Here is a 14,166-nt window from a genome sequence, read left to right as displayed (position 1 = left end):
TCGAGCCCTGGAGCTTTCTCATGGTTGATCCTTCACCCTCGTCGAGCCGGCCGCCCTTGAGTGCCGCCGCCCTGACACTGCGCCTGAGCGGCATTGCGGTGATTGTCGCCGCGCTGGCCGGACTGTTTGCCTACGTCAATGGCAGCCTTGACCCACAGCGCCTGACACCGGAAGCGCTGGTCAATGTCTTGGAAAAAAACAACGGCGTTCACCCGGGCTTTCGACGCAACCACTCGAAAGGAGTCTGCGTCGCGGGTTATTTCCAAAGCTCGGGCGAGGTCAGCGCCTATTCCAGCGCCCAGGTGTTTTCGCTGCCGCAAACGCCCGTGGTTGGGCGTTTCGCCTTGCCGAGCGGCAACCCTTATGCACCGGATGGCAGTGTGCCGATTCGCAGCCTGGCGCTGCGTTTTACCCAGGCCAACGGCCAGCAATGGCGCACCGGCATGAACAGCATGCCTGTGTTTCCGGTGGGCACGCCGGAAGCCTTCTACCAGCTCCAGCAAGCCCAGTCGCCGGACCCTGCCACAGGGAAACCGAATCCCGCGGCTGTACCGGCTTTTTTTGCCGGGCATCCCGAGGCCGTGCCGTTCCTGCAATGGATCAAGACCGCCAAGCCGTCGGCCAGCTATGCCACCGAAACCTACAACGGCATCAACGCCTTCTATCTGGTCAACCCCGCCGGGCAGCGCCAGGCCGTGCGCTGGGGCGTGGTACCACTGAGCCAGGACGCTGCCGATGCGACGCCACCCCAGGGTGCCGACTTCCTTGAACACGACTTGGCGAAGCGTCTCGCCGCCGGGCCATTGCGCTGGCAACTGAACATCACCTTGGCCAACCCGGGGGACCCGGTGAACGACGCCAGCAAGGCCTGGCCCGCTGACCGCAAGGTGCTCAACGCCGGCACGCTGGTGCTGGAGCGCACCCAGGCGCAGGACAACGGCGAATGCCGCGATATCAACTATGACCCGCTGATCCTGCCCCAAGGGATCGAAGGGTCTGACGATCCGCTGTTGGTCGCGCGTTCCGCTGCTTATGCCAGTTCCTATCTGCGTCGTACCAGCGAAGTGAGCCAATTGCCCGCCACCCAGGAGTCACGCCCATGAGCGCCCCTCGTCACTTCGCACCGCTGGCTCGGCTGCTGCACTGGCTGATGGCATTGATGATCATCGCCATGCTGTTTATCGGCGCCGGCATGGTCGCTTCAGTGTCCGCGCGCCATGAATGGCTGCTGCAGTTGCACAAACCATTGGGCATCGCGATTTTGCTGTTGGTGATCGTGCGCCTGGTGGTGCGTTTTACTACCCGCCAACCGCCGCTGCCGGCCGATCTGCCGGGTTGGCAAGTGCTGGCGGCAAACGTTTCCCATGTGCTGTTGTACGCCTTGATGCTGGTTCTGCCCCTGTTGGGTTGGGGCATGATTTCGGCGGCGGGGGATCCGGTGATGCTCGGTAATTGGTTGCAACTGCCTTCGATCCTGCCCGCCCACGCCCAGACGTTCGCACTGCTGCGCAAGGCCCACGGGTACCTGGCTTACTTGTTGTTCCTGACCGTGCTGGTGCATCTGGCGGCGGCGCTGTTTCACGCGTGGGTGCGCCGGGATGAGGTGTTGGACAGTATGTTGCGCGGCAAGGGCTGATGAAGTCATGGCAAGGGTGCTTGCTCCCGCCGGGTGGCGTTTGTAGGAGCTGCCGAGCGAAGCGAGGCTGCGATCTTTCAATTGACACTTGATTCCTCAGTGAAAGATCAAAAGATCGCAGGCTTCGCCAGCTCCTACATCGCCGAGCGGGAGCGAGCTCCCTCGCCACAGTGCCTCTGATCAGATCATTGGATCAGCGCAATTCGTCAACCATGGCCTCGATGGTGCTCAACACATCCTTGCCCAGTTGCATCGAACGTTTGCCAGACCAGCCGGTGATCGGGTTCGGGTGATCGTCATGGTCCTTGAATGGCATTTCCAGGGTCAGGGACAGGCAGTCATATTTCTGCCCGACCGCGTTACAGGCCAGGGTCATGTTGGCCTGGCCCGGTTCATCGCGGGTGTAGCCGTGAGCGGTCTGGAAGTCTTTGGTCTGGTGCTTGAGATGGCTGCGAAAGCGCTCTTCGAGTTCGGCGATGCGCGGCGTGTAGCCTGGGTTGCCTTCGCAACCGGCGGTGAAGACATGGGGGATTTCCTCATCGCCATGAGCGTCGAGGAACAGATCGACGCCGTACTTTTCCATTTGCTGCTGTACGAAAAAGACTTCGGGGCTGATTTCTGGACTGGCGTTCTGCCATGCGCGGTTGAGGTCCTGGCCCATGGCGTTGGTCCGCAGATGACCGTGGAACGCGCCGTCCGGGTTCATGTTCGGCACCAGGTACAGGTCGGCCTTGGCGAGCAACCGGTTCAGTTGCCCATCGTCATGCTGCTGGAGGCGTTCGATCACGCCCTCCATGAACCATTCGGCCATGTGCTCGCCGGGGTGCTGCTGGGCGATGATCCATATTTTGCGCCGGCCTTCGGCACCGCTGCCCTTGCGCAGCAATTGAATGTCACGGCCTTCCACGCTTTTACCAACGGCCAATAGCTCGGTGCCGGCCTTGTGCTGCGCTTGCTCGATCAGCCAGTCATGACGGCCACGGCTGTAGGGTTCGAAGTAGGCGAACCAGGCGTGGGGTTGTTCGGCTTCCAGATGAAAGCGCAGGGCGTCGCCTTCAAACTGGGTCGGAATGCGGAACCAATTGACGTGATCGTAGGAGGCGACGGTCTGGTAGCCCGTCCAGGCCTTGTTGTAAGACGATTGACTGGCGTTGAGCAGGCGGAAGGAATATTCCTGGCCGACGTGCAAGCCGCTGGCCTTGAAGTGGAACCACTGGAAATGGGCGCTGCGGGTGTCGGGCCTGATCTTGAGCAACGACTGCAACGGGTTGCTGATGTCGACGACTTCGATGTTGCCGCTGTCGAAATTGGCGCTGATATCAAAGGAAGATTTAGCCACGGTCACGATTCCTGGAAAGGATTTTCATGGCCGTTACTTTACACGCAAGAAACACGCAAGAAAGGGGAAACCGGGGCGATTTACGTCACGTAAACGAGGGGGCGTCCTCCCTGGACGCCGAGCCAGCTTAGAGAGTCTGCAATTGATTCTCAAGTGCTGGATGTCGATAGTTTTCGCCTGTGTGGCGGGGGGACGCTTGTAAACGGATATTCATTTGCTATCATCGCCGCCAACGAATTGGCAGCACCCTAAAAGACTTCATTAGCCTGAAGACATAAGCCGAAAAATCGGCAAAAAAAGACCCGGCAAAAAGCCGGGTCAAAAACCGTGATTAGCCTGATGAGGAGATATTCCAGAAGTCCGACCTAAGGTCTTCTGGTCTATCGACTGATCTCGCGACCAGCTGATGCAATAATAATCATTATCATTTGCAAGTCAAATGGTTTTATCGCATCGATTGGAAAAAAATTTTCTCGTCGTCCGCGTTCGCCACGACATTCCCGAGGGTTACCGCTAGCGAGTAGGGTAGCTATCCAGGGATCGGTCAAGCATCACCTTGACCAGATCGATCATGTGCACCACTGAAAATGCCAAGTCACGGCTCGAACCGTCTAACTGGTTGGCCGACTCATGGGCGGTTGCCGCTGCACAGCGCAGCAGGTCGCACGCATGGACCAGGGCTTCCTCTGCGCTGACGCTGTGGCTGACCTCGAAAAAACGATGTTCTGCCTGGGCTGGCGAAACACCTGGTTTCAAGTAGTAATCGAGGGCGCGTTTGGCTGCCGGGCAATCCTGCAGTGAAGGGAACGTGCCGTCGAAAGGGCTGCTGGGCTGGTCTGTATTGGGTGTGTCCATGGTGATGAAAATCTCCGTGTGAGGGGCTGAAGGCCTGAATCCAGAATAGTACTTACCGTAATTGTGACGACAATTTAAATACTACAATTTGTGTTTTGCGGGTCGGAGCCACCCACGTATCGTGCCGCACATGGATAAATGGATAGAGTTGGTCAAGGCCAAAATGAAGGAGCTGCGCATCACGCAAGTGGTGCTCGCAGAGCGGTTGGGAATGTCCCAGGGCGGCGTCGGCCATTGGCTGACCAAGCGCCGGCAGCCCAGTGTCGACGACATGAACCGGGTTCTGCGGGAGCTGGGGCTGGAGTTTCTGGAAGTGGCCATGGTGATCCGCGAGCCGGACACCTCCACCGAAGAAGGCATGGCCCTGGCGCAGAAGTACAATCCGTACTTCCGTTACCCGGTCAGTGAGTGGCACGAGGTTGGCGAGGTTCGCGAAGGCGATCCCGGCGCCTACAGCCAGGCGCGCTACGAACTGACGGACTACCACGCCCAGGGCGACGCATTCTGGCTGGTGGTGGTGGGCGATGCGATGACCGCACCCAGTGGGTTGAGCATTCCCGAGGGCATGTCGATCCTGGTGGATCCGGCCATCGAGGCGGTGCCCGGCAAACTGGTGGTCGCCTGCCTGCCCGGCAGCAGTGACGCGACCTTTCGCAAATTGATCGAAGAGAGCGGGCAGCGTTACCTGGTTCCGCTCAATCCGACTTACCCGAAAAACCTGTACACCGAGCAATGCCGCATCATCGGTGTGGTGGTGCAGGCCACCATCAGGTTCTGACTGGATCGGCCCTGGGAGCGGGCCGATTCCTATTCTTCGAACGCCACCAGGGCACTGCCCTCGCTGACCATTTCGCCTTCCTGGCAATACAGCGCCTTGATCACACCGGCCTTGGGCGCACGAATGCTGTGCTCCATTTTCATGGCCTCCAGTACCACCAGTTGAGCCCCGGCTTCCACCGTCTGGCCGACACTCACCAAGACCCGCACGATGCTGCCGTTCATGGGCGCGGCCAGGCCGCCTTGATGGCTGTGGCTGGCTTCGGCGGCGGCCAGCGGGTCGTGCAGGTCGATCCGGCGCAAGTCACCTTCCCATTGCAGGTACAGGCTGTCCACCTGGCGAATGGCCCGATGGCTGCGGCGCAGACCATGGTGCTCGATAGTCAGTTGTTCCCCCTTGAGTTCCGCGCAATGGGCTGTGACGTCCAGCGTCAGCGCACGATCCCGGCCTTCACAGCTCAGGTGCAAGGTGGTTTCCCTCGGCAACCCCAGCCGCATCCCGGTGGTGCTGGCCCACGGTGAGCCGGCGTCATCGCCGCGTACTCGCGGTGCCAGGCTCAAGGCGACCCCCTGGGCGGCGGCGAACCAGAACGCGTCATCCAATTCGCCGGGCTCTGGCAGTAATTGCGCCTGGTAACGTGGGATAAATCCGGTGTCCAGCTCTGCCGCCGCGAAGGCGGGATGGGCGACGATTCGGCGCAGAAACCCGATATTGGTTTTCAGCCCGCCAATGACAAATTCATCGAGCATGCTCAACAGTCGCAAGCGTGCCTGCTCACGGTCTTCACCCCAGGCAATCAGCTTGCCGAGCATCGGGTCGTAGAATGGCGAGATTTCATCGCCTTCTTCAACCCCGCTGTCGACCCGCCGACCCGGCCCCTCGGCCGATTCGCGATACAACGCCAGGCGCCCGGTGGCCGGCAGGAAATCGTTGCCCGGGTCCTCGGCATACAACCGCACTTCGATGGCGTGACCGAGCAGCGGCACTTGCGCTTGAGTGATGGGCAATGGCTCGCCTTGGGCGACGCGGATCTGCCAGGCCACCAGGTCCAGCCCGGTGATCGCCTCGGTGACCGGATGCTCGACCTGCAACCGAGTGTTCATTTCCATGAAGAAAAACTCGCCCCGGGCATCCAGCAGGAACTCCACCGTACCGGCCCCGACATAGCCGATCGCCTGGGCGGCGCGCACGGCGGCTTCCCCCATGGCCTGGCGCAGTTGCGGGGTCAGACCGGGGGCGGGGGCTTCCTCCACGACTTTCTGGTGGCGGCGTTGGATCGAGCAATCGCGCTCGTTGAGATACAAGCAGTTGCCGTGTTGATCGGCAAATATCTGGATCTCCACATGGCGCGGCTTGAGCAGGTATTTTTCCACCAGCATCCGTGAATCGCCGAACGAGGACTGTGCTTCGCGCTGGGCCGAGGCCAGGGCTTCGGCCAGTTGGCTGACGTCCTCGACGACTTTCATGCCCTTGCCGCCACCGCCGGCAGTGGCCTTGAGCAATACCGGGTAGCCGATGCGCTCGGCGGCGTCGCGAAAGGTCTCCAGGTCCTGGGCTTCGCCGTGATAACCGGGTACCAGGGGCACGCCGGCGGTTTCCATCAGCGTCTTGGCCGCCGATTTGCTGCCCATGGCGTCGATGGCCGAAGCCGGTGGGCCGAGGAAGATCAGCCCGGCATTTTCAATCGCCCGGGCGAACCCGGCGTTTTCGGACAGAAAGCCATAACCGGGGTGAATGGCCTGGGCGCCGCTGGCTTTCGCTGCGGCGATCAGTTTGTCGATTTGCAGGTAACTGTCGGCGGCCTTGTTGCCGCCCAAGTCGACGCGAATGTCGGCTTCACGGCTGTGGCGGGCATCACGGTCGGTGGCGCTGTGTACGGCAACAGTGGTCAGGCCCATGGCCTTGGCGGTGCGCATGACGCGGCAGGCGATTTCGCCACGGTTGGCCACCAGCAACGTGGTGAGGGCAGGGGCGCTCATCGACGCGGCTCCTTGTTATGGTTCGACTCGGCTTGCCAGTTCGGCGCACGTTTTTGCAGGAAGGCGCGCAGGCCTTCCTGGCCCTCCGGGCTGACGCGGATGCGGGCGATGGCGTTTTCGGTGTAGCGCCGCAGCGCCGGGGTAAGGGCGCCGTTGCCGACTTCACGCAGCAGTTCCTTGCTGGCGCGCATGGCGGCCGGACTGTTGAGCAACAGGTTGTCGATCCACTGTTCGACCTGCTGGTCCAGGGTCTCGACTGGGTAACTTTCCGACAGTAAGCCGATCTCTTTCGCACGTTGGCCGTCGAAGCGTTCAGCCGTCAGGGCATAACGACGCGCCGCCCGTTCGCCGATGGCTTGCACCACGAACGGGCTGATCACCGCCGGTGCCAGGCCAATGCGCACTTCCGACAGGCAGAACTGTGCTTCATCGGCGCCAATGGCCATGTCGCAAGCACTGATAAGCCCCAGTGCGCCACCAAACGCCGCACCCTGGACGACGGCCAGCGTAGGAATTTTCAGTTTGGCGAGGTTGTACATCAGCTCTGCCAGTTCCCGAGCGTCATCGAGGTTGGTGTGGTAGTCGAGCTCGGCCGATTGCTGCATCCAGGCCAGGTCGGCGCCGGCGCTGAAATGCTTGCCGCGACCGCGGATCAGCAGGAAGCGCAGGTTAGGATCGCTGCTGACGTGGTCCAGGGCGAGGATCAGTTCGCGGATCATTTCGGCGTTGAACGCGTTGTTTTTCGACTCGCGGCTGAGCCACAGGGTGGCAACGCCCCGTGGGTCGCTGTGCAGTTCGAGGGTGTTGAAATTATCCATGGGCATTCCTCGTTTACATCCGGAACACGCCGAAGCGGCTCGGTTCGATAGGCGCGTTCAGTGACGCGGACAAGGCCAGGCCCAGTACATCGCGGGTCTGGGCCGGGTCGATGACGCCGTCGTCCCACAGTCGCGCGCTGGAATAGTAGGGGTGCCCCTGTTCTTCGTACTGATCGAGGATCGGTTGCTTGATCTCGGCTTCCTGCTCGGCGCTGAAAGGGTGGCCACTGCGTTCGGCCTGTTCACGCTTGACCTGCACCAGCACGCCGGCCGCCTGCTCGGCACCCATTACGCCAATCCGCGCGTTTGGCCACATCCACAGGAATCGCGGGTCATAGGCGCGGCCGCACATGCCGTAGTTACCCGCGCCGAAACTGCCGCCGATGATCACGGTGAATTTCGGCACCTTGGCGCAGGCCACCGCGGTCACCAGTTTTGCGCCATGTTTGGCGATGCCGCCGGCTTCGTATTTCTGCCCGACCATGAAACCGGTGATGTTCTGCAGGAACAGCAGCGGGATCCCCCGCTGACACGCCAGTTCGATGAAGTGCGCGCCTTTCTGCGCGGCCTCGGCGAAGAGAATGCCATTGTTGGCCAGGATTGCGACCGGGTAGCCATGCAAATGAGCGAAACCACACACCAGGGTCGTGCCGAACAGCGCCTTGAACTCATCGAACACCGAACCGTCCACCAGGCGCGCGATCACCTCCCGCACATCGAACGGCTGCTTGGCATCGGCCGACACCACACCGTACAGCTCGTCACTCGAATACAGTGGGGCGATGGGCTGGCGTTGCTGCAGCTCGCCGAGTTTGCGCCAGTTGAGGTTGGCAATGCTGCGTCGGGCGATGGCCAGGGCGTGTTCGTCGCTCTCGGCATAATGATCCGCCACGCCGGAGATCTTGCAGTGCACATCGGCACCGCCCAGGTCCTCGGCACTGACCACCTCGCCGGTGGCGGCTTTCACCAAGGGTGGGCCGGCGAGGAAAATCGTCGCCTGGTGGCGGACCATGATCGCCTCGTCCGCCATGGCCGGCACATAGGCACCGCCGGCGGTGCAGGAACCCATGACCACGGCGATCTGCGGGATGCCCTGGGCACTCATGTTGGCCTGGTTGAAGAAGATCCGGCCGAAGTGCTCGCGGTCGGGGAACACTTCATCCTGGCGCGGCAGGTTGGCACCGCCGGAATCCACCAGGTAAATGCACGGCAAGCGATTCTGCTGGGCGATGGTCTGGGCGCGCAGGTGTTTTTTCACCGTCAATGGGTAGTAGGAGCCACCTTTGACCGTCGCGTCGTTGGCGACAATCATGCATTCGACGCCTTCCACGCGGCCGATGCCGGCAATCACGCCGGCCGCCGGCACGTCTTCGCCATAGACTTCGTGGGCTGCCAATGGGCTGATTTCCAAAAACGGCGAGCCCGGATCCAGCAGCCGGTTGATGCGTTCACGGGGGAGCAACTTGCCCCGCGAGGTGTGCCGCTCCTGGGCCTTGAGGCCGCCGCCCTGGCGGATTTGCGCGAGCAGGGTGCGCAGGGCCTCGACGTGTCCGAGCATCGCCTCGCGGTTGGCGATGAACTCCGGCGAACGCGGGTTGAGCTGAGTGTGCAGAATCATGGGCTACTCCGTAGCAGCTTTGAGCTTCAAGCCACAAGCTGCAAGCAAGAGCGCAGTTCGCTTGCCGCTTGAAGCTTGTCGCTCGTCGCTGACGAAATTCATTTCGTTTCGTTGAACAGTTCGCGGCCGATCAACATCCGACGAATCTCACTGGTGCCGGCACCGATTTCGTACAGCTTGGCGTCACGCAGCAGACGACCGGCGGGGAATTCATTGATGTAGCCATTGCCTCCCAGGATCTGGATGGCGTCGAGGGCCATTTGTGTGGCGCGTTCGGCGCTGTAGAGGATCACCCCGGCGGCGTCCTTGCGGGTGGTTTCACCGCGCTCGCAAGCCTGGGCCACCGCATACAGGTAGGCGCGGCTGGCGTTGAGTTGGGTGTACATGTCCGCGACCTTGCCCTGGATCAGCTGGAATTCGCCGATGCTCTGGCCGAACTGTTTGCGGTCATGGATGTAGGGCACGATCAGGTCCATGCAGGCCTGCATGATCCCGGTCGGGCCGCCGGACAGCACCACGCGCTCGTAGTCGAGGCCGCTCATCAGGACTTTCACGCCTCCGTTGAGCGCGCCGAGGATGTTTTCTTCCGGCACTTCGACGTCATCGAAAAACAGCTCGCACGTGTTGGAGCCGCGCATGCCGAGCTTGTCGAATTTGTTGCTGCGGCTGAAGCCTTTCCAATCGCGCTCGACGATGAAGGCGGTGATGCCGTGAGGACCCTTTTCCAGATCGGTCTTGGCGTAGATCACGTAGGTGTTGGCATCGGGACCATTGGTGATCCAGGTCTTGCTGCCGTTGAGCACGTAGCGGTCGCCACGCTTGTCGGCTCGCAGTTTCATCGAAACCACGTCGGAGCCGGCGTTCGGTTCGCTCATCGCCAGGGCGCCGATGTGTTCGCCGCTGATCAGCTTGGGCAGGTACTTGGTTTTCTGTTCGTGATTGCCGTTGCGGTTGATCTGGTTCACGCAGAGGTTGGAGTGGGCACCGTAGGAGAGGGCGACCGAGGCCGAGCCGCGGCTGATTTCTTCCATCGCCACCACGTGGGCCAGGTAGCCCAGGCCAGCGCCGCCGTATTCTTCCGGTACGGTGATGCCCAGCAGGCCCATGTCACCGAACTTGCGCCACATGTCGGCGGGAAACAGGTTGTCGATATCGATCTGCGCTGCCCGGGGTGACAGCTCGGCCTTGACGAAGGCCTGCACCTGGTCGCGCAACATGTCGATGGTTTCGCCGAGGGCAAAGTTCAGGGATGGGTAGCTCATGGGACACCTTTGGCTTTTTTATCGGGTGCGGAGAGCGGGGGAGTGGCTCTCACCTTTACGTTAACGTAAGCCTGCGGCGAGAAGCTGTCAATCGCCCTTTACGTTAACGTCAACTTGAGCCAGAGTAAGTGCCCACCAAGGCATGTTGCATCAGGTTATCGCTACACCCACTAATAAAGACAAGAGGGGGCGTCATGGATCAACCCGGTTCGCATTCGCAGCTCAGCTACACGCGTGGTTCCGCAGCCAAGGCCTTGCTGGCCCAAACCATCGGCGAGGTTTTCGACCAGACGGTGGCCCGTTATCCGGGGGGCGAGGCGTTGGTGGTTCGCCATCAATCGCTGCGCTATACCTGGCAACAATTGGCCGAGGCCGTCGATCTGCATGCCCGAGCCTTGTTGGCGCTAGGCTTGAAAACCGGTGATCGCCTCGGTGTGTGGGCGCCCAATTGTGCCCAGTGGTGTATCAGCCAGTTCGCCAGCGCGAAGCTCGGCGTGATTCTGGTCAACATCAATCCGGCCTACCGCGTTTCCGAACTCGAATACGTGCTCAAACAATCCGGATGCCAATGGCTGGTGTGTGCCGGGGCGTTCAAGACCTCGGATTATCACGCCATGCTGCAAGCGTTGGCACCGGAGCTGGCAGAGCAACCGATCGGCCAGATGCAGAGTGAGCGCCTGCCGGAGTTGCGCGGCGTGATCAGCCTCGATTCCCAGCCACCCTCAGGCTTCCTGCCCTGGTCGCAACTGGCCGCCCTGGGCGCGACGGTGACGCCTGGACAACTGGCCGAGCGTCAATCCAGCCTGCGGTTCGATCAGCCGGTGAATATCCAGTACACCTCCGGCACCACGGGCTTTCCCAAAGGCGCAACCCTCAGCCACCACAACATTCTCAACAACGGGTACATGGTTGGCGAAAGCCTGGGCCTGACGGCTGGTGACCGGCTGGTGATCCCGGTGCCGCTCTACCATTGCTTCGGCATGGTCATGGGTAACCTGGGCTGCATGACCCATGGCAGCACCATGATCTACCCCAACGATGCCTTCGACCCATTGCTGACCCTCAAGGCTGTGGCCGAGGAAAAAGCCACTGCGTTGTATGGCGTGCCCACGATGTTCATCGCCCTGCTGGACCAGCCGCAGCGGGGCGACTTCGACCTGTCCAGCCTGCGCACGGGCATCATGGCCGGGGCCACATGCCCCATCGAAGTGATGCGACGGGTCATCAACGAAATGCACATGGCCGAAGTGCAGATTGCCTACGGCATGACGGAAACCAGCCCGGTGTCGTTGCAGACCGGTCCTTCAGATGAACTGGAACTGCGTGTAACCACCGTCGGCCGCACCCAGCCGCAACTGGAAAGCAAGATTATCGATGAGGCGGGCAATCTCGTCCCGCGGGGCGCTGTCGGCGAATTGTGTACCCGCGGCTACAGCGTAATGCTCGGCTACTGGAACAACCCCAAGGGCACCGCCGATGCCATCGACCCGGATGGCTGGATGCACACCGGCGACTTGGCGACCATGGACGAGCAGGGTTACGTCTGCATCGTCGGGCGGAACAAGGACATGATCATCCGTGGCGGGGAGAATATTTACCCCCGTGAGCTGGAGGAGTTCTTCTTCACCCACCCGGCGGTGGCGGACGTGCAAGTGATCGGCATCCCGTGCTCACGCTATGGCGAAGAAATCGTGGCATGGATCAAGTTCCATCCTGGTCACAGCGCCACCGAGCAAGAGCTGCAAGCCTGGTGCAAGGAGCGCATCGCCCACTTCAAGACGCCGCGACATTTCAAATTCGTCGAAGAATTCCCCATGACGGTCACCGGCAAGGTCCAGAAATTCCGCATGCGCGAAATCAGTATCGAAGAGCTGCGCGATAGCGACGGCTGAGGCACATCTGTGGGAGCGGGCTTGCTCGCGAAGACGGCGGCATGGTCAACATTTATGTTGCGTGGTACACCGCTTTCGCGAGCAAGCCCGCTCCCACAAGAAAAATCCAAACGGCAGAAAGCACAAAGGGGAGCCGAAGCTCCCCTTTAATTTTGTCGTCGCGTGCTCTTTTTTTATTATTGAGGGGCGGCCTGTTGTTGTTTTTGGTAGCCGTGGCCCTTTACCGCTGTTTTTGGCGATCCCCATCCGGGATCAAGAGCAAACGTATTTTTTTGAGCGCTGATCTGCTTTTTCGCCTGGCGATCCAACCGATTCGGGAGCTACCTGAAGGTAGTTTTATTGTTCTCTGCCCGGTTGCGGGTTGCTCCTGGAAGCACCCTGAAAAGCACATCTTCTCCAAAAAAATCTGTTAGCTGCGTCTCTGCCGTGTTGTTTTTGTTATGTCAGAGTCGTTTCGTCTTGTTTTTATTGGGTTTGCTGCGTTTTTTTATTCTTGTTATGCAAGAGATATAGCAGGTGGCGTGCCAACTTTTAAAAGTCTATATAAATCAAGTAGTTGTGTTTTTTGGCCGAAAAATCTGACCGACCAAACCTGACAAATTGTTTCCGTGTTACTCGTTTCGCCGCTGTTACAAAGCCGGCGGTAACACCTCAGTGTGCATTGCGGGCCTTGGCCACGCGCGAACCCGTCGGGCGACCGAGCACATCACAAATCTGCCGGCCCGCGGCGATCAGTGCGTCCAGGTCGACACCGGTTTCGATACCCAACCCGTCGAGCAGGTACAGCACGTCTTCGGTGGCGACGTTACCGCTGGCGCCCTTGGCGTACGGGCAACCGCCAAGGCCGGCGATGGAACTGTCGAACACCGCGATGCCTTCCAGCAGGCTGGCGTAGACATTGGCCATGGCCTGGCCGTAGGTATCGTGGAAGTGTCCAGCGAGTTTGTCCCGAGGCACCTCGGCGCCTACCACCTCGAACAGCCTGCGTGTGGCGCCAGCGGTACCTGTGCCGATGGTGTCGCCCAGGGAGACCTCGTAGCAGCCCATCGCATACAGTTCCCGGGCGACCCACGCCACCTGCTCAGGCTTGACCGCCCCTTCATAGGGGCAACCCAGCACGCAGGACACGTAGCCGCGCACACTGACACCGTGCTGTTTTGCGGCCGCCATGATCGGCGCGAAGCGCTCCAGGCTGTCCTTGATGGAGCAGTTGATGTTGCGCTGGGAAAACGCTTCGGACGCGGCGGCGAACACCGCCACCTCTTTCACGCCTGCCGCCAGCGCATCTTCGAACCCCCGCAGGTTAGGCGCCAGGGCGCCATAGGTCACACCGGGCTTGCGCTGGATCTGCGCGAACACCTCGGCGGACCCGGCCATTTGCGGCACCCACTTGGGCGAGACGAAACTGCCGACTTCGATATAGCCCAGGCCGGCGGCGCTCAGGGCATCCACCAGGCGCACCTTGTCGGCGACGCTGATGGGCTGTGCTTCGTTCTGCAGCCCGTCGCGGGGGCCGACTTCGATCAAGCGTACAAAGGAGGGGAGGGACATGGGGATTGACCTGTGGTGAGTTGCCAATATGTCGAGCGCAATGATGAACCCATTGTGGGAGCGAACTTGCTCGCGATAGCGGTGTGTCAGCCACATCAACTCCAACTGATCCGACGCTATCGCGAGCAAGCTCGCTTGTATGGTAGGACTTGAAGGGAGGAGGAGGGACAAAGCTCGATTCTGACTGTTAGCCGCAGTACAGACCGTGGGAGATTTCACCCCTCCTCCTTTCACCCAAGCGCCGATAAAGAATGCATCTGGCCTAGACCGACGATAGGAACAAGCCTGCGCCTCTGGGTGAACCCTTCAAGTGTTCAAACCTTAGCCCGGAGGATTTTCAATGGCAATGCCGGTTTCTGTCGCAAAGCCGATCGTGGGTGTTGATGTCGCCAAAGATGAGTTGGTGATTTATCACGCAGAAACAGATCGACTGGAAGC

General features: G+C 60.7%; 12 protein-coding genes and 1 pseudogene. 6 read left to right on the top strand and 7 right to left on the bottom strand.

The genetic code is table 11. The features are described 5' to 3' along the window. The first annotated feature begins 20 nt into the window (after positions 1–20). Both BLP82_RS26445 and BLP82_RS26440 read left to right on the top strand, forming a co-directional pair. Positions 21–1,103 (top strand): catalase family peroxidase, encoded by a 1,083-nt coding sequence (locus tag BLP82_RS26445; protein WP_092175317.1) that lies wholly within the window; start codon positions 21–23, stop codon positions 1,101–1,103. Beyond that, a complete protein-coding gene (locus tag BLP82_RS26440; protein WP_060738303.1) occupies positions 1,100–1,636 on the top strand; it encodes a cytochrome b in 537 nt (178 codons plus the stop codon). Before BLP82_RS26445 ends, BLP82_RS26440 begins: the two co-directional genes overlap by 4 nt. A gap of 193 nt (positions 1,637–1,829) precedes the next feature. Here BLP82_RS26440 and BLP82_RS26435 read toward each other — a convergent pair whose 3' ends face one another. Continuing rightward, positions 1,830–2,981, bottom strand: coding sequence for a M14 family metallopeptidase (locus BLP82_RS26435; RefSeq protein ID WP_092175313.1), 1,152 nt, complete (start codon positions 2,979–2,981; stop codon positions 1,830–1,832). Positions 2,982–3,488: 507 nt separating this feature from the next. Beyond that, a complete protein-coding gene (locus BLP82_RS26430) occupies positions 3,489–3,830 on the bottom strand; it encodes a DUF6124 family protein (RefSeq protein ID WP_092175309.1) in 342 nt (113 codons plus the stop codon). 130 nt (positions 3,831–3,960) lie between these two features. Here BLP82_RS26430 and BLP82_RS26425 point away from each other — a divergent pair, with 130 nt between their 5' ends. Then, positions 3,961–4,608, top strand: a complete 648-nt coding sequence (locus BLP82_RS26425; protein ID WP_092175304.1) for a LexA family protein — start codon at positions 3,961–3,963, stop codon at positions 4,606–4,608. A gap of 29 nt (positions 4,609–4,637) precedes the next feature. Here the strand turns inward: BLP82_RS26425 and BLP82_RS26420 are convergent, their stop codons facing one another. From BLP82_RS26420 to BLP82_RS26405, 4 genes are all read right to left on the bottom strand, one after another. After that, on the bottom strand, positions 4,638–6,587 hold the full coding sequence (locus BLP82_RS26420; protein WP_092175300.1) for an acetyl/propionyl/methylcrotonyl-CoA carboxylase subunit alpha: 1,950 nt from the start codon (positions 6,585–6,587) through the stop codon (positions 4,638–4,640). Then, positions 6,584–7,405 (bottom strand): gamma-carboxygeranoyl-CoA hydratase, encoded by an 822-nt coding sequence (locus tag BLP82_RS26415; protein ID WP_092175296.1) that lies wholly within the window; start codon positions 7,403–7,405, stop codon positions 6,584–6,586. Before BLP82_RS26415 ends, BLP82_RS26420 begins: the two co-directional genes overlap by 4 nt. 13 nt (positions 7,406–7,418) lie before the next feature. Next, a complete protein-coding gene (locus tag BLP82_RS26410; protein WP_092175292.1) occupies positions 7,419–9,023 on the bottom strand; it encodes a carboxyl transferase domain-containing protein in 1,605 nt (534 codons plus the stop codon). A gap of 98 nt (positions 9,024–9,121) precedes the next feature. Next, entirely contained in the window at positions 9,122–10,285 is a 1,164-nt protein-coding gene (locus BLP82_RS26405; RefSeq protein WP_092175288.1) for an isovaleryl-CoA dehydrogenase, read from the bottom strand. 194 nt (positions 10,286–10,479) lie between these two features. Between BLP82_RS26405 and BLP82_RS26400 the strand changes: the two genes are divergently transcribed. Then, positions 10,480–12,177, top strand: coding sequence for an AMP-binding protein (locus BLP82_RS26400; protein WP_092175283.1), 1,698 nt, complete (start codon positions 10,480–10,482; stop codon positions 12,175–12,177). 41 nt (positions 12,178–12,218) lie between these two features. Continuing rightward, positions 12,219–12,590, top strand: a complete 372-nt coding sequence (locus tag BLP82_RS30955; protein WP_139197955.1) for a hypothetical protein — start codon at positions 12,219–12,221, stop codon at positions 12,588–12,590. 238 nt (positions 12,591–12,828) lie between these two features. On the opposite strand, the gene BLP82_RS26395 is transcribed toward BLP82_RS30955, so the two are convergent. Continuing rightward, complete coding sequence (locus BLP82_RS26395; protein ID WP_092175280.1) at positions 12,829–13,728, bottom strand: hydroxymethylglutaryl-CoA lyase; 900 nt, start codon at positions 13,726–13,728, stop codon at positions 12,829–12,831. Positions 13,729–14,068: 340 nt separating this feature from the next. Here BLP82_RS26395 and BLP82_RS31775 point away from each other — a divergent pair. Next, positions 14,069–14,166, top strand: a pseudogene (locus tag BLP82_RS31775) (IS110 family transposase); the annotation flags it as partial.

The sequence above is a fragment of the Pseudomonas sp. NFACC37-1 genome, from assembly GCF_900101575.1.
Taxonomy (GTDB): Bacteria; Pseudomonadota; Gammaproteobacteria; order Pseudomonadales; family Pseudomonadaceae; genus Aquipseudomonas; species Aquipseudomonas fluorescens_AA.
This window is presented reverse-complemented; position numbering and strand designations above follow the sequence as displayed.

Excerpts from the sequence above, each read along its gene's own strand:
- BLP82_RS26445 (WP_092175317.1), top strand. The coding sequence starts at position 21 with ATGGTTGATCCTTCACCCTCGTCGAGCCGGCCGCCCTTGAGTGCCGCC.
- BLP82_RS26440 (WP_060738303.1), top strand. The coding sequence starts at position 1,100 with ATGAGCGCCCCTCGTCACTTCGCACCGCTGGCTCGGCTGCTGCACTGG.
- BLP82_RS26430 (WP_092175309.1), bottom strand. The coding sequence starts at position 3,830 with ATGGACACACCCAATACAGACCAGCCCAGCAGCCCTTTCGACGGCACG.
- BLP82_RS26425 (WP_092175304.1), top strand. The coding sequence starts at position 3,961 with ATGGATAAATGGATAGAGTTGGTCAAGGCCAAAATGAAGGAGCTGCGC.
- BLP82_RS26420 (WP_092175300.1), bottom strand. The coding sequence starts at position 6,587 with ATGAGCGCCCCTGCCCTCACCACGTTGCTGGTGGCCAACCGTGGCGAA.
- BLP82_RS26415 (WP_092175296.1), bottom strand. The coding sequence starts at position 7,405 with ATGGATAATTTCAACACCCTCGAACTGCACAGCGACCCACGGGGCGTT.
- BLP82_RS26410 (WP_092175292.1), bottom strand. The coding sequence starts at position 9,023 with ATGATTCTGCACACTCAGCTCAACCCGCGTTCGCCGGAGTTCATCGCC.
- BLP82_RS26405 (WP_092175288.1), bottom strand. The coding sequence starts at position 10,285 with ATGAGCTACCCATCCCTGAACTTTGCCCTCGGCGAAACCATCGACATG.
- BLP82_RS26400 (WP_092175283.1), top strand. The coding sequence starts at position 10,480 with ATGGATCAACCCGGTTCGCATTCGCAGCTCAGCTACACGCGTGGTTCC.
- BLP82_RS30955 (WP_139197955.1), top strand. The coding sequence starts at position 12,219 with ATGGTCAACATTTATGTTGCGTGGTACACCGCTTTCGCGAGCAAGCCC.
- BLP82_RS26395 (WP_092175280.1), bottom strand. The coding sequence starts at position 13,728 with ATGTCCCTCCCCTCCTTTGTACGCTTGATCGAAGTCGGCCCCCGCGAC.